15 protein-coding genes are annotated in these 17020 nt (G+C 60.4%); 12 read left to right on the plus strand and 3 right to left on the minus strand.

The features are described 5' to 3' along the window. Positions 1–51 precede the first annotated feature (51 nt). From DTP52_RS20540 to DTP52_RS20590, 11 genes are all read left to right on the plus strand, one after another. On the plus strand, positions 52–2850 hold the full coding sequence (locus tag DTP52_RS20540; protein WP_109754974.1) for an LPS-assembly protein LptD: 2799 nt from the start codon (positions 52–54) through the stop codon (positions 2848–2850). Then, positions 2831–4147 carry a peptidylprolyl isomerase SurA gene (gene surA / locus DTP52_RS20545; protein ID WP_146042601.1) on the plus strand — a complete coding sequence of 439 codons (1317 nt, stop codon included), beginning with the start codon at positions 2831–2833 and terminating at the stop codon, positions 4145–4147. The genes DTP52_RS20540 and surA overlap by 20 nt, the downstream gene beginning before the upstream one ends. Then, the gene (gene pdxA / locus DTP52_RS20550; RefSeq protein ID WP_109754975.1) at positions 4144–5133 is read left to right on the plus strand and encodes a 4-hydroxythreonine-4-phosphate dehydrogenase PdxA; all 990 of its coding nucleotides are present in this window, start codon (positions 4144–4146) and stop codon (positions 5131–5133) included. The genes surA and pdxA overlap by 4 nt, the downstream gene beginning before the upstream one ends. Next, positions 5130–5948 (plus strand): 16S rRNA (adenine(1518)-N(6)/adenine(1519)-N(6))-dimethyltransferase RsmA, encoded by an 819-nt coding sequence (gene rsmA, locus DTP52_RS20555; protein WP_109754976.1) that lies wholly within the window; start codon positions 5130–5132, stop codon positions 5946–5948. Before pdxA ends, rsmA begins: the two co-directional genes overlap by 4 nt. 115 nt (positions 5949–6063) lie before the next feature. Continuing rightward, on the plus strand, positions 6064–6444 hold the full coding sequence (gene apaG / locus DTP52_RS20560; RefSeq protein ID WP_003206172.1) for a Co2+/Mg2+ efflux protein ApaG: 381 nt from the start codon (positions 6064–6066) through the stop codon (positions 6442–6444). Further along, positions 6444–7319 (plus strand): symmetrical bis(5'-nucleosyl)-tetraphosphatase, encoded by an 876-nt coding sequence (locus DTP52_RS20565; RefSeq protein WP_109754977.1) that lies wholly within the window; start codon positions 6444–6446, stop codon positions 7317–7319. Before apaG ends, DTP52_RS20565 begins: the two co-directional genes overlap by 1 nt. 33 nt (positions 7320–7352) lie before the next feature. Further along, complete coding sequence (gene glpE, locus DTP52_RS20570; RefSeq protein WP_109754978.1) at positions 7353–7682, plus strand: thiosulfate sulfurtransferase GlpE; 330 nt, start codon at positions 7353–7355, stop codon at positions 7680–7682. Positions 7683–7984: 302 nt separating this feature from the next. Beyond that, the gene (locus DTP52_RS20575; RefSeq protein WP_109754979.1) at positions 7985–9907 is read left to right on the plus strand and encodes a PrkA family serine protein kinase; all 1923 of its coding nucleotides are present in this window, start codon (positions 7985–7987) and stop codon (positions 9905–9907) included. Between the two features lie 112 nt (positions 9908–10019). Further along, positions 10020–11291: a YeaH/YhbH family protein gene (locus tag DTP52_RS20580; protein ID WP_003206179.1), complete on the plus strand. Its 1272-nt coding sequence runs from the start codon at positions 10020–10022 to the stop codon at positions 11289–11291. Next, complete coding sequence (locus tag DTP52_RS20585) at positions 11288–12853, plus strand: SpoVR family protein (RefSeq protein WP_092255206.1); 1566 nt, start codon at positions 11288–11290, stop codon at positions 12851–12853. Before DTP52_RS20580 ends, DTP52_RS20585 begins: the two co-directional genes overlap by 4 nt. 63 nt (positions 12854–12916) lie before the next feature. Then, on the plus strand, positions 12917–14143 hold the full coding sequence (locus tag DTP52_RS20590; RefSeq protein ID WP_109754980.1) for a multifunctional CCA addition/repair protein: 1227 nt from the start codon (positions 12917–12919) through the stop codon (positions 14141–14143). Between the two features lie 129 nt (positions 14144–14272). Here DTP52_RS20590 and folK read toward each other — a convergent pair whose 3' ends face one another. Continuing rightward, positions 14273–14800 carry a 2-amino-4-hydroxy-6-hydroxymethyldihydropteridine diphosphokinase gene (gene folK, locus DTP52_RS20595; protein ID WP_109754981.1) on the minus strand — a complete coding sequence of 176 codons (528 nt, stop codon included), beginning with the start codon at positions 14798–14800 and terminating at the stop codon, positions 14273–14275. Continuing rightward, positions 14791–15144, minus strand: a complete 354-nt coding sequence (gene folB, locus DTP52_RS20600; protein WP_039590767.1) for a dihydroneopterin aldolase — start codon at positions 15142–15144, stop codon at positions 14791–14793. The genes folK and folB overlap by 10 nt, the downstream gene beginning before the upstream one ends. 74 nt (positions 15145–15218) lie before the next feature. Between folB and plsY the strand changes: the two genes are divergently transcribed. Beyond that, a complete protein-coding gene (gene plsY, locus DTP52_RS20605; protein ID WP_003206189.1) occupies positions 15219–15788 on the plus strand; it encodes a glycerol-3-phosphate 1-O-acyltransferase PlsY in 570 nt (189 codons plus the stop codon). An 8-nt stretch (positions 15789–15796) separates the two neighbouring features. On the opposite strand, the gene tsaD is transcribed toward plsY, so the two are convergent. Then, a complete protein-coding gene (gene tsaD / locus DTP52_RS20610; RefSeq protein ID WP_109754982.1) occupies positions 15797–16822 on the minus strand; it encodes a tRNA (adenosine(37)-N6)-threonylcarbamoyltransferase complex transferase subunit TsaD in 1026 nt (341 codons plus the stop codon). Positions 16823–17020 lie beyond the last annotated feature (198 nt).

The raw sequence follows: 17020 nt of genomic DNA on the forward strand, positions 1-17020 counted from the left end.
GTGCGGCCCACACCGCGGGCAGATGGCACGCAGGAAGCCCGGACTAATAAGATGGCATTGAAATCCCCCGCGTTTCGTAAAAAATTTCCGTTGCTGGTCACCGGCAGTCTGCTGGCTCTGCAACCCCTGGCCTCTTCATTCGTCGTCGCGGCGCAGCAGTATGACTGCTCCGTCTCCGCTTCGGGTGCCTGGGACTGTGCGCCCAAGACACCGGCCGCCGCGTTGCCGCCGCGTCCCGTGCATGACGGCAGTGCGGTTTCCGACAGCGGCGCGGCTCCAGCCGACAGCAGCTCGGGCGAGGAAGTCGGCGAAAAGCCGATGCTCGTTACCGAAGCCAAGGGCCGCGGCCTGAAGTCGCGCAGTGCAGACTACAGTCACCTCGACTGGGTTCCGCGCGAGAACCTCACGCCTGCGCAATTGGCTGAGACCGGCCCTTACTGCTCGGGCGCCTACATCGAACCGACTCGTCCTGGCATGAACGACAAGACGGCCAAGAGCGACGCCCCCACCTTCCTTGGCGCCAAGGCGTCACGCTATCAGCAGGAAGAACAGGTGGCGACCCTGGCCGGTGACGTGGTCATGCGCCAGGGCAGCATGCAGGTCGAAGCCGACGAGGCGAGCCTGTACCAGGCCGAGAACCGTGGTGAGCTGAGCGGGAACGTGCGCGTTCGCGACAACGGCGCGCTGATCGTCGGCGACCACGCCGATGTGCAGCTGGACACCGGCGAAGCCAAGGTCGACAACGCCGAATACGTGATGCACAAGTCGCGCATCCGCGGTAACGCGCTGTACGCCAAGCGCGCCGAGAACGCGATCATCCGTCTCAAGGATGGTACGTACACCACGTGCGAACCGAATAGCAACGCCTGGACGCTCAAGGGCAACAACATCACCCTGAACCCGGCCACCGGCTTCGGTACCGCGACCAACGTGACGTTGCGGGTCAAGGACATTCCAGTCCTGTACACGCCTTATATTTATTTCCCGATCGACGACCGTCGCCAGTCCGGCTTCCTGCCGCCGACTATCGGCAGCAGCAGCGACACCGGCTTCCTGCTGGTCACCCCGTACTACTTCAACCTGGCGCCGAACTACGATGCCACGTTGTATCCGCGCTATATGGCCAAGCGCGGCCTGTTGATGGAAGGCGAGTTCCGCTACCTGACCAAATCCAGCGAAGGCCAGTTCGGCGCGGCGTACCTCAACGACGAAGACGATGAGCGCAGCGGGCAGAGCGACTACGACAAGACCCGCTATATGTACAACTGGCAGCACAAGGGCGGCCTCGATTCGCGCGTGCTGACGGAAGTCGACTACACCAAGATCAGCGATCCATACTATTTCCAGGATCTTGAAAGCGATCAGATTGGCATCGAATCCAATGATTACGTCAATCAACAAGGCGCAGTCAGCTATCGCGGCGACAGCTACACGGCGCGGGTGAATGCCCAAGCCTACCAAATGGCGACAATTTCGAAGATCACGCCTTACAACCGCTTGCCTCAGATCACCTTCATCGGTGAACTGCCGCAACACCCATATGGCCTGGACCTCGCTTACAAGACAGAACTGGTGCGGTTTGATCGTGACCTGCGGACCGGCACCTACACCGACGAAGACGGCAACTCCGAGCCGAGGCTGGACTCCAACGTTCGCGGATTGGCCCGGGCTAATGGCACTCGCCTGAATCTGGCGCCGGTAATGAGCCTGCCGATGGAAGCCACCTACGGCTTCATCACGCCGTCGCTCAAATACCAATACACCCAATACGACCTGGATCTGGACGGCATTGGCAAATCCCAGATCGCCGCGCAATCCGCCGAAACTGATCGTCTGCGCGGCACTTACAGCGGCAGCCAGAGCCGCGGCGTCCCAATCGCCAGCATCGATAGCGGCCTGTATTTCGACCGTGATACCCAGTGGTTCGGCACCAACTATCGCCAGACGCTGGAACCACGCCTGTTCTATCTCTACGTACCTGAGAAAGACCAGAGCGATATCCCTGTGTTCGACACCGGTGAGTACACCTTCAGCTACTCCTCGCTGTTCCGTGACAATCGTTTCTCGGGCTCCGACCGTGTCGGCGACGAGAACAAACTGTCGCTGGGCATAACCAGCCGCTGGATCCAGGAAAATGGTTTCGAACGCCAGCGTATCAGCGTCGGCCAGGCCTTGTACTTCAAGGACCGCGAAGTCCAGTTGCCGGGCATCGACTTCAACACGCGTGAAGATGCCAAGTCAGATGTATCGCCATACGCACTGGAATACGAGTTCCGCTGGAACCGCGACTGGCGCACCACGGCTACCTATAACTGGGATCCGGACACTCGCAGCCCGCGCTCGGGCAGTGCGATGTTCCACTATCAGCCGGAAGACAACCCGAACAAGGTCATCAACGCCGGTTATCGCTATCGCAACGACCAGGTCCGTTACGACCAGACCACTGGCCAATGGTCCGTGGGCGGCGGCGACTATGGCACCCCGGGCACCCCGGGCTACGTGAAGGACTACTACAAGATTCAGCAGCACGACTTCTCGGTCATCTGGCCGATCGTGCCGCAGTGGAACGCCATCAGCCGCTGGCAGTATGACTACAACCGCAACCGTACCCTGGAAGCCTTCGGTGGTTTCGAATACGACAACTGCTGCTGGAAACTGCGCCTGATCAACCGTTACTGGGTCGACTATGAAGAGTTCAGTCAAGCCGCCCCGGAAAACGAAAAAGGCGACCACGGCATCTTCCTCCAAATTGTTCTGAAGGGACTCGGCGGTCTTACCGGCACCAAGGTAGAGAGTTTCCTCGACAAAGGCATCCAAGGTTATCGTGAACGTGAAGACCAAGCTTTCTGATTGTCTGCGCCCGCTGATGCTGGGCGCGCTGTTCCTGGGTACCGCGGCCAACGCCGCGGTGCAGTCCATCGATAAAGTGGTGGCCATCGTCGACAACGACGTGGTCATGCAGAGCCAGTTGGACCAGCGCGTCCATGAAGTGCAGCAAACCATCGCCAAGCGCGGCGGTGGCTTGCCGCCAGCGGGTGTACTGGACCAGCAAGTGCTCGAACGCCTGATCGTCGAAAACCTGCAACTGCAGATCGGCGAACGCTCCGGCATTCGTATCACCGATGAAGAACTGAACCAGGCCGTCGGCACCATTGCCCAGCGCAATAACATGAGCATCGACCAGTTCCGCGCCGCCCTGGCTCGCGACGGCCTCTCCTACGAGGACGCCCGCGATCAGATCCGCCGCGAGATGGTCATCAGCCGTGTGCGCCAGCGCCGTGTCGCCGAACGCATCCAGGTGTCCGAGCAGGAAGTGAAGAATTTCCTCGCGTCCGACCTGGGCAAAATGCAGCTTTCCGAAGAACTGCACCTGGCGAACATCCTGATTCCTACCCCGGAAAGCGCTAACTCCGAAGCGATCCAGAGTGCTTATCGCCAGGCGATGGATGTCTACCAGCAGCTCAAGCAAGGCGCTGACTTCGGCCAGATGGCCATTGCCAAGTCGGGCAGCGACAATGCCCTGGAAGGCGGCGACATGGGTTGGCGCAAGCCTGCTCAACTGCCGCCTCCGTTCGACCGTGAACTGAGCGCCATGGCCGTGGGCGACATCACCCAGCCAGCTCGTACGCCCGGCGGTTTCATCATCCTGAAAGTGCTGGAAAAACGCGGTGGCGGAACCCAGGTCCGTGACGAAGTGCATGTTCGCCACATCCTGATCAAGCCAAGTGAAATCCGCAGCGAAGCCGAGACCAAGCGTCTGGCGGAGAAACTCTACGACCGCATCGAAGCGGGCGAAGACTTCGCCGAACTGGCGAAGAGTTTCTCGGAAGACCCGGGATCGGCCCTCAACGGCGGCGACCTGAACTGGGTCGACCCGAATGCACTGGTTCCGGAGTTCCGCCAAGTCATGGCCGACACCCCGCAAGGCCAGCTGTCCAAACCGTTCAAGAGCCCTTATGGCTGGCACGTGCTGGAAGTCCTTGGCCGCCGCGCCACCGACAGCACCACCCAGGCTCGCGAACAACAGGCGATGACCGTGTTGCGCAACCGCAAATACGACGAAGAGTTGCAAACCTGGCTGCGTCAGATTCGCGACGAAGCCTACGTTGAAATCAAACTCCCTGGTGCAGACCAGGCAGCGCAGTGAAACCCAAGCGTTTCGCGCTGACACCCGGCGAACCAGCCGGCATCGGTCCCGACCTGTGCCTGCTGCTCGCCTCGCAACCCCAGCCGTATCCCCTGATTGCCATTACCAGTCGCGACCTGCTCCTTGAGCGGGCCGCGCAGCTGGGGGTGGTCGTCGACCTGCTGCCGGTAACACCGCAAGCCTGGCCGAATGTCCCGGCGCCCGCCAACAGCCTGTACGTCTGGGATACGTCCCTGGGCGCGCCGGTCGTCACCGGGCAGCTGGACAAGGCCAACGCCGCGTTCGTCCTGCAAACTCTGACCCGCGCAGGCGAAGGCTGCCTGGACGGGACTTTCGCAGGCATGATCACCGCTCCGGTGCACAAAGGCGTGATCAACGAATCCGGGATTGCCTTTTCCGGCCACACCGAATTCCTGGCCGACCTGACCCACACCGCGCAAGTGGTGATGATGCTCGCGACCCGCGGCCTGCGTGTGGCCTTGGTGACCACTCACCTGCCCTTGCGGGACATCGCCGACGCCATCACCCCGGAACGCCTTGAGCGGGTCACGCGCATCCTGCACGCCGACCTCCAGGAAAAATTCGGCATCGCCCGGCCACGCATCCTGGTCTGTGGACTCAATCCCCATGCCGGTGAAGGCGGACACCTGGGCCGTGAAGAAATCGACATCATCGAACCCACCTTGGAGCGCTTGCGCAGCGAGGGCATGGACCTGCGTGGCCCGCTGCCTGCCGACACTCTGTTTACCCCAAAATATCTGGAGCACTGCGACGCGGTGCTGGCGATGTACCACGACCAGGGCCTGCCCGTGCTGAAGTACAAAGGCTTCGGCGCAGCGGTCAACGTAACGCTGGGCCTGCCGATCATCCGCACCTCCGTGGACCACGGCACCGCCCTGGACCTGGCCGGCAGCGGCAAGATCGATACCGGCAGCCTGCAAGTCGCGCTGGAAACCGCCTACCAGATGGCCGAGACCCATTTATGACCGAGCAATACCAACACCGCGCGCGCAAGCGCTTCGGCCAGAACTTCCTGCATGACGCCGGCGTGATCGATCGCATCTTGCGTTCCATCCGGGCCAAGCCCGACGATCGCCTGCTGGAAATCGGACCGGGCCAGGGCGCCCTGACCGAAGGCCTGCTCGACAGCGGCGCACAACTGGACGTGGTGGAACTGGACAAGGACCTGGTCCCGATCCTCAACCAGCAGTTCGCCGGCAGGAGCAATTTCAACCTGCACCAGGGCGACGCACTGAAGTTCGACTTCAATAGCCTGGACGCCGCGCCGAGCAGCCTGCGGGTGGTGGGAAACCTGCCGTACAACATCTCCACGCCGCTGATTTTCCACCTGCTGAGCAACGCCAGCCTGATCCGCGACATGCACTTCATGCTGCAGAAAGAAGTGGTCGAGCGCCTCGCCGCCGGCCCGGGTGGTGGCGATTGGGGTCGGCTGTCGATCATGGTCCAGTACCATTGCCGGGTCGAACATCTGTTCAACGTCGGCCCGGGCGCATTCAACCCGCCGCCGAAGGTCGACTCGGCCATCGTCCGCCTGGTGCCTCATGCCGTGCTGCCGCACCCGGCCAAGGATCATCGCCTGCTGGAGCGGGTGGTGCGCGAAGCGTTCAACCAACGACGCAAAACCTTGCGCAACACCTTGAAACTGTTGCTCAGCAGCGCTGAAATCGAAGCCGCCGGCGTCGATGGCAGCCTGCGCCCCGAGCAACTGGACCTGGCAGCTTTCGTGCGCCTGGCCGACAAGCTCAGCGAACAGGTCGCCCCGCAAGTCGACGCCAACTGAGCGGACGACGATCGCTATCGGGCAGTACGCCAGTCTGGCCTACTACCCGATACTTGGCCTAGACTGATCGTCTGAGTCGCGCCCGCGTCCCGCTTCGCTTTTAAGGCCTTTTTGCATGTCCGATCCTCGTTACCAGGTCGACGTCAGCGTCACCACACGTTTTCTGGCAGAACAGTCGCAACCCGAGCATGACCGCTTCGCCTTCGCCTACAGCATTACCGTGCGCAATAACGGCTCCTTGCCCGCCAGGCTGCTGTCGCGGCACTGGATCATCACCGACGGCGATGGCCATGTCGAAGAAGTGCGTGGCGAAGGCGTGGTTGGCCAACAGCCGTTGATCGACGCCGGCAAAAGCCACAGCTACAGCAGCGGAACGGTGATGACGACCAAGGTCGGTACCATGCAGGGCACCTACCAGATGCTGGCCGAGGACGGCAAACGCTTCGACGCCGTCATCAAGCCCTTTCGCCTGGCCGTGCCCGGAGCCCTGCACTAATGGCCACGTACGCGGTCGGTGACCTGCAAGGCTGCCTCGACCCGCTCAAATGCCTGCTGGAGCGCGTCGAGTTCGATCCGCAAAAAGACACGCTGTGGCTGGTGGGTGACCTGGTCAACCGTGGCCCGCAGTCCCTCGAGACGTTACGTTTTCTCTACAGCATCCGCCAGTCGCTGGTGTGCGTGCTCGGCAACCACGACCTGCATCTGCTGGCCGCCTGGCAGAACATCGAACGCCTGAAAAAATCCGATACCCTGAACGAAATACTCGCGGCCCCCGATTGCGTCGAGCTGCTGGAGTGGCTGCGCCAGCAAAAGCTCATGCACTACGACGAAGCGCGCAACCTGGCGCTGGTCCATGCTGGCATCCCGCCCCAATGGTCCCTGCGCAAGGCACTCAAGTGCGCTGGCGAGGTCGAGCAGGCATTGCGCGACGACAATCTGTTCGCCCCCTACCTGGATGGCATGTACGGTAACGAGCCGGTCAAGTGGGACAACGACCTCACCGGTAGCGCCCGTCTTCGGGTCATCACCAATTACTTCACACGCATGCGCTTCTGCACCCGCGACGGCAAGCTCGATCTCAAGGGCAAGGAAGGCATCGAGACCGCACCGCCTGGCTACGCCCCCTGGTTCAAGCACAGCGAGCGCAAGACCCGTCACCTGAAGATCATTTTCGGGCACTGGGCGGCACTGGGAGGCCAATCCGACGAGCCCGGCGTCTTCGCGCTCGATACCGGTTGCGTGTGGGGCAGTGCCATGACGCTGATGAACGTCGATACTTTCGAGCAACTGCGTTGCGATTGCGACGAGCAGGGCCACGCTAAAATCCACCACCCGACCACTGCACCATTGCCGGCCGGCACTGCCGTTTGACCGGCGTTGCGTTTCAGCGCTACAGGAGTCCTCATGACCGAATTCAAACGCATCCCCCCGGAACAGGCCCAGGCCCTGCGCGAGCAAGGCGCAGTCGTCGTCGACGTCCGCGACCCAGCCACTTTTGCGGCTGCGCATATCAGTGGTTCCAGGCATCTGGATAACCACTCCATCGCCGACTTCATCCGGGCCGCCGACCTCGACGCACCTACCGTGGTGGTCTGCTATCACGGCAACTCCAGCCAGAGCGCAGCCGCCTACCTGGTCAGCCAGGGCTTCAGTGACGTCTACAGCATGGACGGCGGTTTTGAGTTGTGGCGTACGACTTATCCTTCAGAAATAGCGAAAGGCACTCACGAATAATTTTTTATGCCGTCCCAAGCCCGCGAGAACCGTGGGCTTGAGCACTGGCAGACGAACGGTCTGCCACAACTAATTACGTATTCCACCTTTACCTCTCCGATTCCGAACTATCCTTAGCCTCAGGCCATCCAAAACAGGGGAGAGCCGGTACACCGGCGCACGGGTCATCGGGAGTAAGCTTTCAAGAGCCTGCATTCTTGAAAGCATTCTGGGGGGTAAACAGCAGCTGGGTTCCACCAGCGGCTGACCAGCATCGACTGATTGATCCGCCACCGGCTCCACGTATCGAGCGAGGTGACGTCATGAGTATTTTTAGCCACTTCCAGCAACGTTTCGAGTCCACGCGGCAGGAGGAATACTCGCTGCAGGAATACCTCGAACTCTGCAAACAGGACCGTAGCGCCTACGCATCGGCTGCGGAGCGTCTGTTGCTGGCAATCGGAGAACCGGAACTGCTGGATACCTCGACCAACTCGAGGCTCTCGCGAATCTTTTCCAACAAGGTGATTCGCCGCTATCCGGCCTTTGCAGACTTCCATGGGATGGAAGAATGCATCGAACAGATCGTGTCCTATTTCCGCCATGCCGCCCAAGGCCTGGAAGAGAAGAAGCAAATCCTTTATCTGCTCGGCCCCGTGGGCGGCGGTAAATCGTCCCTGGCCGAAAAACTCAAGCAACTGATCGAAAAAGTGCCCTTCTACGCGATCAAGGGCTCGCCGGTGTTCGAATCGCCCCTGGGCCTCTTCAACGCCACAGAGGACGGCGCGATCCTCGAGGAAGACTTCGGCATTCCACGCCGCTACCTCAATACCATCATGTCGCCATGGGCCACCAAGCGCCTCGCCGAATTCGGTGGTGACATCAGCCAGTTCCGTGTGGTCAAGCTCTACCCTTCGATCCTTAACCAGATCGCAGTGGCCAAGACCGAGCCGGGCGACGAAAACAACCAGGATATTTCGGCCCTGGTGGGCAAGGTCGATATCCGCAAACTGGAAGAATTCCCACAGAACGACGCCGATGCCTACAGCTACTCGGGTGCGCTGTGCCGGGCCAACCAGGGCCTGATGGAGTTCGTCGAAATGTTCAAGGCGCCCATCAAGGTGCTGCACCCCCTGCTGACCGCCACCCAGGAAGGCAACTACAACAGCACCGAGGGCCTGGGGGCCATTCCGTTCACCGGCATCCTGCTGGCTCACTCCAACGAGTCGGAATGGCATACCTTCCGCAACAACAAGAACAACGAGGCCTTCATCGACCGGATCTACATCGTCAAGGTGCCGTACTGCCTGCGGGTGACCGACGAAGTGAAGATCTACGACAAGCTGCTGTTCAACAGCTCGCTGTCCAAGGCCCATTGCGCCCCTGACACGCTGAAGATGCTGGCCCAGTTCACGGTGCTGTCGCGCCTCAAGGAGCCGGAAAACTCCAACATCTATTCGAAGATGCGCGTGTACGACGGTGAAAACCTCAAGGACACCGATCCGAAGGCCAAGTCGATCCAGGAATACCGCGACAACGCGGGGGTCGATGAAGGCATGAACGGTCTGTCCACACGCTTCGCGTTCAAGATCCTGTCCAAGGTCTTCAACTTCGACCCTCACGAGATCGCGGCCAACCCGGTTCACCTGCTGTATGTGCTGGAACAGCAGATCGAGCAGGAGCAATTCCAGGCCGAAACCCGCGAGCGTTACCTGCGCTTCCTCAAGGAGTACCTGGCCCCGCGCTACATCGAGTTCATCGGCAAGGAAATCCAGACCGCATACCTGGAGTCCTACAGCGAATACGGCCAGAACATCTTCGACCGCTACGTGCTGTACGCAGACTTCTGGATCCAGGACCAGGAATACCGCGACCCGGAAACCGGCGAAATACTCAATCGCGTGGCCCTCAACGAAGAGCTGGAGAAAATCGAGAAACCGGCAGGCATCAGCAATCCGAAGGACTTCCGCAACGAGATCGTCAACTTCGTGCTGCGCGCCCGGGCCAACAACAACGGCAAGAACCCAACCTGGCTCAGCTATGAAAAGCTGCGGGTGGTCATCGAGAAGAAAATGTTCTCCAACACCGAAGACCTGCTGCCAGTCATCAGCTTCAACGCCAAGGCCAGCAAGGAGGACCAGCAAAAACACAACGACTTCGTTACACGCATGGTCGAACGTGGCTACACCGACAAACAGGTACGGCTGCTCTCCGAGTGGTACCTGCGGGTCCGGAAATCGCAGTAAGCAGCGGCAAGCTTCTAGCTACAAGCTGCAAGGAACGGCGTTGAGCCCAAGGCTCGACGCCACTCCTCTTGCAGCCTGAGGCTTACGACTTGAAGCTCCCCCGGAGGGGCCTATGAGCTATGTGATCGACCGACGCCTTAATGGCAAGAACAAGAGCACGGTGAACCGCCAGCGGTTTCTGCGGCGCTACCGTGACCACATCAAGAAGGCCGTCGAAGAGGCGGTCAGCCGGCGCTCCATTACCGACATGGAGCACGGCGAACAGATCAGCATCCCCGGCCGCGATATCGACGAGCCGGTGCTTCACCATGGCCGCGGCGGCAAACAGACCGTCGTGCACCCAGGCAACAAGGAATTCACCAGTGGCGAGCACATCCCCCGTCCCCAGGGTGGTGGTGGCGGCAAAGGGCCCGGTAAAGCCGGCAACTCCGGCGAAGGCATGGATGAGTTCGTGTTCCAGATCACCCAGGAGGAATTCCTGGAGTTCATGTTCGAGGACCTGGAACTGCCGAACCTGGTCAAGCGCAACCTGACCGGCACCGACACCTTCAAGACCGTGCGGGCCGGTATCAGCAATGAAGGCAATCCGTCACGCATCAATATCATCCGCACCCTCCGCTCCGCCCACGCACGGCGTATCGCGCTGTCGGGCAGCAGCCGGGCAAAACTGCGCGAGGCCAAGGAAGAACTGGCCCGCCTGAAACGCGAAGAACCCGACAATTTTGGCGATATTCAGGACCTGGAAGCGGAAATCGAGAAACTCAGCGCACGCATCCACCGCGTACCGTTCCTCGACACCTTCGACCTCAAGTACAACCTGCTGGTGAAACAGCCAAACCCCAGCTCCAAGGCGGTGATGTTCTGCCTGATGGACGTATCCGGCTCCATGACCCAGGCCACCAAGGACATCGCCAAACGCTTCTTCATCCTGTTGTACCTGTTCCTGAAGCGGAACTATGACAAGATCGATGTAGTGTTCATCCGCCACCACACCAGCGCCAGGGAAGTGGACGAAGAGGAATTCTTCTACTCCAGGGAGACCGGCGGCACCATTGTCTCCAGCGCCCTGAAGCTGATGCAGGAGATCATGGCCGAACGCTACCCCGCCAACGAATGGAACATCTACGCAGCCCAGGCGTCGGACGGCGACAACTGGAATGACGACTCACCGATCTGTCGCGACATCCTGATCAACCAGATCATGCCATTCGTCCAGTACTACACTTATGTGGAGATTACTCCACGCGAACACCAGGCCCTGTGGTACGAATACGAACGGATAGCCGAAGCTTTTTCCGACACATTTGCCCAACAGCAACTGGTCTCGGCCGGGGATATCTACCCGGTCTTCCGTGAACTCTTCCAGCGCAGGTTAGTGACATGACCGCCAAAAAAGAGCAGAAGCGCCAGCCCATTTCCACCGGCTCCGAATGGACGTTCGAGCTGATCAAGGCCTACGACCGCGAAATCAGCCGTATCGCGGACCGCTACGCCCTCGACACCTACCCGAACCAGATCGAGGTGATCACCGCCGAGCAAATGATGGACGCCTATGCGTCGGTCGGCATGCCGCTGGGCTATCACCACTGGTCCTACGGCAAGCACTTCCTCAGTACCGAGAAATCCTACAGTCGAGGCCAGATGGGACTGGCCTATGAGATCGTCATCAACTCCGACCCCTGCATCGCCTACCTGATGGAGGAAAACACCATCTGCATGCAGGCCCTGGTGGTGGCGCATGCCTGCTATGGGCACAACAGCTTCTTCAAGGGCAACTACCTGTTCCGCACCTGGACCGATGCCAGCTCGATCATCGATTACCTGGTGTTTGCCAAGCAGTACATCATGCAGTGCGAGGAGCGCCATGGCATCGACGCGGTGGAGGACCTCCTGGACTCCTGCCACGCCCTGATGAACTACGGCGTGGACCGCTACAAACGGCCGTATCCGATTTCCGCCGAAGAAGAACGCCGGCGCCAAAAGGACCGCGAAGAGCACCTGCAAAAACAGATCAACGATCTGTGGCGCACCATTCCCAAGGGTGCAGACAAGTACAACGAAAAAGACAATGCCCGTTTTCCTGCCGAGCCCCAGGAGAACATTCTCTATTTCATTGAAAAACATGCGCCCCTGTTGGAACCGTGGCAGCGGGAAATCGTGCGTATCGTGCGTAAGATCGCCCAGTATTTCTATCCACAACGCCAAACCCAGGTCATGAACGAGGGATGGGCCACGTTCTGGCACTACACGCTGATGAACGACCTGTACGACGAGGGCCTGGTTACCGACGGCTTCATGATGGAGTTCCTGACGTCCCACACCAGCGTGGTGTTCCAACCTGGTTTCGACAGCCCGTACTACAGCGGCATCAACCCTTACGCACTGGGTTTCGCCATGTACCGCGACATCCGCCGCATGTGCGAAAACCCCACCGAGGAAGATCGTCGCTGGTTCCCGGAAATCGCCGGTTCGGACTGGTTGTCCGCCATTAAATTCGCCATGAGCAGTTTCAAGGACGAAAGCTTCATCTTGCAGTACCTCTCGCCCAAGGTGATCCGCGACCTGAAATTGTTCAGCATTCTGGATGATGACCAGAAAGATGACTTGGTAGTGCCCGCCATTCACGATGAGAGCGGCTATCGCATCATCCGCGAAACCCTGGCGGCGCAGTACAACCTGGGCAATCGCGAGCCCAACGTGCAGATCTACAGCATCGACCGCCGCGGCGATCGCTCGCTGACCCTGCGGCACCAGGCGCACAACCGCAAACCACTGGGTGACTCCACCGATGAAGTGCTCAAGCACCTGCACCGGCTCTGGGGTTTCGACATCCACCTGGAAACCCTGCAAGGCGACCAAGTGATGAAAACCCATCATGTACCTCCCAAAGGCGAACAAGCCGAAGGAGACTATGGCCGCCTGGACCTGGCGGTCATTCATCTTTGATCCCGTTTTCGCCTCCGGAGGTCCGACGCAAAGGTTATCCTGTCGGATCAACGGAGGTTTTTTATGCAGATCTATAAAGTTGGCGGCGCCGTTCGCGATCGCCTGCTGGGCATTCCCGTCACCGACATCGATCGGGTCGTCGTGGGGGCCACCGCCGAGGAAATGCTCGCCAAAGGTTTTCGCCCCGTGGGGGCTGACTTTCCGGTATTCCTCGACCCGAAGACCGGCGAGGAATACGCCCTCGCCCGTACCGAACGCAAGAGCGGTCGAGGCTATGGCGGCTTCGTGTTCCATGCCAGCCCTGAAGTGACCTTGGAGGAGGACCTGGTTCGCCGGGACTTGACCATCAACGCCATGGCTGAAGATGACCATGGCAACCTGACCGATCCGTACCACGGCCAACGCGATCTGGAAGCCCGCGTTCTGCGTCACGTATCCCCCGCTTTCGCCGAAGATCCCCTCCGAGTTTTGCGAGTTGCCCGCTTTGCCGCACGCTATGCACCGCTGGGCTTCAAGGTGGCGGACGAAACCCTTGGACTGATGCGCCAGCTCAGTGAGTCCGGCGAATTGGAAGCATTGACGGCTGAGCGCAGCTGGAAAGAAATTTCCCGCGCCCTCATGGAAAAACAGCCACAGGTATTTATTCAGGTCCTACGCGACTGCACGGCCCTCAAGGTCCTGATGCCCGAGGTCGATGCGCTGTTCGGCGTGCCTCAGCCTGAAGCCCACCACCCGGAAATCGACACGGGCTTGCACACCCTGAGCGTGCTGGAACAGGCGGCACTGCACCAGCAACCCCTGACCGTCCGCTGGGCTTGCCTGCTCCATGACCTGGGCAAAGGCCTGACACCCGAACACGAATGGCCGCGGCACATCGCCCATGAGCACAAAGGCTTGAAGCTGATCAAAGCGGTCAATGAGCGCTTCAAGGTACCGCGCGATTGTCAGGAACTGGCACTGTTGGTCGGCCAGTATCACACCCATGGTCATCGTGCGCTTGAGCTGAAGGCGTCCACCTTGCTTGAGCTGTTGCAGAGTTTTGACGTGTACCGTCGGCCTCAGCGCTTCGAGGAGTTCATCGCGGCGTGCGAGATGGATGCCCGTGGTCGCAAAGGCCTGGAAAATCGAAGTTATCCACAGGCGGATTATCTGCGCGGCGCAGCAGCGGCGACCCGCGCAGTGGCAGTGCAGCCTTTGCTGGAGAAAGGCTTCAAGGGTCCGGAGCTGGGTGAGGCGATCAAGCGGGAGCGACTCAGGGTATTGAAAGCGTATAAGGAATCAGCGGGCTGACACCCCGTTTGCAGCTCAGGTGAGCGCGCCGATCTGATCGCGAGCAGGCTCGCTCCCACAGGGCTCGTGGCAGACATGGCCTCTGCGTTCGCATAGATCAATGTGGGAGCGAGCCTGCTCGCGATGACGTTATGAAAGTCGCAGCAGGTCCAAAGGCGTAAGTTGCTCCCCCCGCCATTCGAAAGCCACCGGCGCCAGTACCTGATCAATCTGCGCTTCTTCCCACAACGCGGCAAAGCTCTTGCCCACACCAGGATGAATCCGATCCGGCGCGATCAACGACAACGGCCACAACACGAAGGCATTCTTGAGGATCTCCGCGCGAGGCAGGATCAGCCCGTCGAAGTTGCCAACCTGTTCGCCATATAACAGCACGTCGATATCCAGCGGCAGCCCCTTGCGGTCCGGCGCATAGCGACCGTTGTCCGCCTCGATGAACTTGAGGCGACGATCCAGCTCCATCAACGGCAGATCCGTGAAGGCCGAAACGACAAAATTGAAGAAAGGCCCGCTTTTGATACCCACCGGCTGGCTCTCGAACACGGCCGAACAGCGCATGTCCACCAGGAATCCGGCCAAGGCCTCCAGACCGGCGCATAGATGGGTTTCGCGCTCGATGTTGCTGCCGAGCCCGAGAAAAACCTGAGTCAGCGGCATCCGCGCTCGATCTCCACGCCAACGCCGCTGGCCGCCGGTACGGCGCCGGGCTTGGTCACTTTCAGACGCAACCAGGTGATCTTGAACTCATCCATGAGTTCCTGGGCCAGTCGCTCGGCGAAGGTCTCGACCAATTGGAACTGCGCCTGCTCGGCAAACGCCTGGATGCGCGAGGAGACGCTGGCGTAGTCGAGCGCCAGGGTCAGGTCGTCGCCCGCGGCAGCCGGGCGGTTGTCCCAGGCGAAGCTCAGGTCAAGCCGCAGGCACTGTCGGATGCCTCGCTCCCAGTCGTAGGCACCGATTACCGTGTCGACTTCCAGGCCCTCGATAAACACTCTGTCCAAGCACTCTTCTCCGCAGCACGACAAGGGCGCAATGCGCCGTTAGAATCAGGGCGTCCTCGCCCGGAATAGTTAGCATGTTTTGGTTACTGGCGATTCTCGCCTACCTGCTCGGCTCGCTGTCCTTCGCCATTTTGCTCAGCCGCCTGACCGGTCGCCCGGATCCGCGAATGAGTGGCTCAGGCAATGCCGGAGCCACCAACATGCTGCGCCTGGCCGGACGCAAACTCGCGATCCTGACCCTGCTGGGCGACCTCTGCAAAGGCCTTGTCCCGGTATTGATCGCCAGCCTTGCAGGGCTCTCGTTGCAGCAACAGGCCTGGATCGGCGTCTGCGCCGTCATCGGCCATCTATTCCCGCTGTACTTTCGCTTTCGGGGCGGCAAGGGTGTCGCCACCGCCGCCGGCATGCTGCTGGGCCTGTACCCGCCCGCCGCCCTGCTGGCTGTCTGTGCCTGGCTGCTGACCTTCTACCTGACCCGCACCAGCTCCCTGGCCGCGCTGATCGCCACGCCGTTGACCCTACCGTTGCTGGCCTGGCAGGAACCGGCGGCCTTGCTACCAATGACCGCCCTGGTCGCACTGATCGTCTGGCGTCACCGGGGCAATCTACGCGACCTGTTCGCCGGGCGCGAACGGCATTTTTAAATGACGCCTCACAGCGGCGCCAACTGCTCCATCGGCCAGCGCGCCTGCACACTTATCGCCAGGCTTTCCTGCTGGCCGGCCTGCAATCGCTGGCAGCCGGCAAAGGCAATCATTGCGCCGTTATCTGTACAGAACTCCGGTCGGGCGTAGTAAACGTCGCCCTTCATGTCGCCGAGCATTTTCTCCAGCGATGTGCGCAGGGCCTTGTTCGCGCTCACACCACCGGCGATCACCAGGCGCTTGAGCCCGGCCTGCTTGAGGGCACGCTTGCACTTGATGGTCAAAGTCTCCACCACGGCCTGCTGGAACGCCAGCGAGATGTCGCAACGGGCTTGTTCACTGTCGTCCCCGGCGCTGACGCACTGCTGCCAGGTGTTCAGCGCGAAGGTCTTCAATCCGCTGAAACTGAAATCCAGGCCCGGGCGGTCGCACATCGGTCGCGGGAACACGAAGCGCCCATCGACCCCTTGCGTTGCAAGCCGGGAGATTTCCGGCCCGCCTGGATAATTGAGGCCCATCATTTTTGCAGTTTTGTCGAACGCTTCGCCGGCGGCATCGTCGAGGGTTTCGCCGAGCAACTCGTATTGGCCGATGCCATCGACCCGGATGAGCTGCGTATGGCCGCCCGATACCAACAAAGCGACGAACGGAAACTGTGGCGGTTGCGCCTCCAGCATCGGCGCAAGCAAGTGGCCTTCCATGTGATGCACACCCAAGGCCGGGATACCCCAGGCAAAGGCCAGCGCCTGGGCACAGGAAGCGCCCACCAGCAACGCGCCCACCAGGCCCGGGCCGGCGGTGTAGGCGATGCCGTCGATCTCGGTCGGCACGCAGCCAGCTTCGGCCAGAACCTGACGGATCAAGGGCAGCATGCGCTTGACGTGATCACGGGAGGCCAACTCGGGCACCACCCCGCCATAGGCGCGATGCAGGTCGATCTGGCTGAACAGCGCATCGGCCAGCAGGCCGCGTTCACTGTCGTAAAGTGCGACACCGGTTTCGTCGCAAGAGGTTTCTAATCCCAGTACTAGCATGGGTTTGCGCCTTGTAGAGGCTGAATTCGAAGGCGCGCATAATAGTCGCCACGTTGTGCCCCGACCAGCGGTTTTCGATCAGAGGCTTTGCATTCCGAGCGTTGAGGGGTTAACATCCGCAACCCTTAAAAACCGACGTCTTCAAGTGCTCTTTTGCCGCGAGGATGTTGACCCCGGTAATGAATGAAGGTAGCTCTG

Source organism: Pseudomonas sp. 43mfcvi1.1 (assembly GCF_900115935.1).
GTDB lineage: Bacteria > Pseudomonadota > Gammaproteobacteria > Pseudomonadales > Pseudomonadaceae > Aquipseudomonas > Aquipseudomonas bijieensis.

Bases quoted from the DNA above. Each gene is read 5' to 3' on its own strand.
- DTP52_RS20540 (WP_109754974.1), top strand. From the start codon at position 52: ATGGCATTGAAATCCCCCGCGTTTCGTAAAAAATTTCCGTTGCTGGTC.
- rsmA (WP_109754976.1), top strand. From the start codon at position 5,130: ATGACCGAGCAATACCAACACCGCGCGCGCAAGCGCTTCGGCCAGAAC.
- apaG (WP_003206172.1), top strand. From the start codon at position 6,064: ATGTCCGATCCTCGTTACCAGGTCGACGTCAGCGTCACCACACGTTTT.
- DTP52_RS20565 (WP_109754977.1), top strand. From the start codon at position 6,444: ATGGCCACGTACGCGGTCGGTGACCTGCAAGGCTGCCTCGACCCGCTC.
- glpE (WP_109754978.1), top strand. From the start codon at position 7,353: ATGACCGAATTCAAACGCATCCCCCCGGAACAGGCCCAGGCCCTGCGC.
- DTP52_RS20575 (WP_109754979.1), top strand. From the start codon at position 7,985: ATGAGTATTTTTAGCCACTTCCAGCAACGTTTCGAGTCCACGCGGCAG.
- DTP52_RS20580 (WP_003206179.1), top strand. From the start codon at position 10,020: ATGAGCTATGTGATCGACCGACGCCTTAATGGCAAGAACAAGAGCACG.
- DTP52_RS20585 (WP_092255206.1), top strand. From the start codon at position 11,288: ATGACCGCCAAAAAAGAGCAGAAGCGCCAGCCCATTTCCACCGGCTCC.
- DTP52_RS20590 (WP_109754980.1), top strand. From the start codon at position 12,917: ATGCAGATCTATAAAGTTGGCGGCGCCGTTCGCGATCGCCTGCTGGGC.
- folK (WP_109754981.1), bottom strand. From the start codon at position 14,800: ATGCCGCTGACTCAGGTTTTTCTCGGGCTCGGCAGCAACATCGAGCGC.
- plsY (WP_003206189.1), top strand. From the start codon at position 15,219: ATGTTTTGGTTACTGGCGATTCTCGCCTACCTGCTCGGCTCGCTGTCC.
- tsaD (WP_109754982.1), bottom strand. From the start codon at position 16,822: ATGCTAGTACTGGGATTAGAAACCTCTTGCGACGAAACCGGTGTCGCA.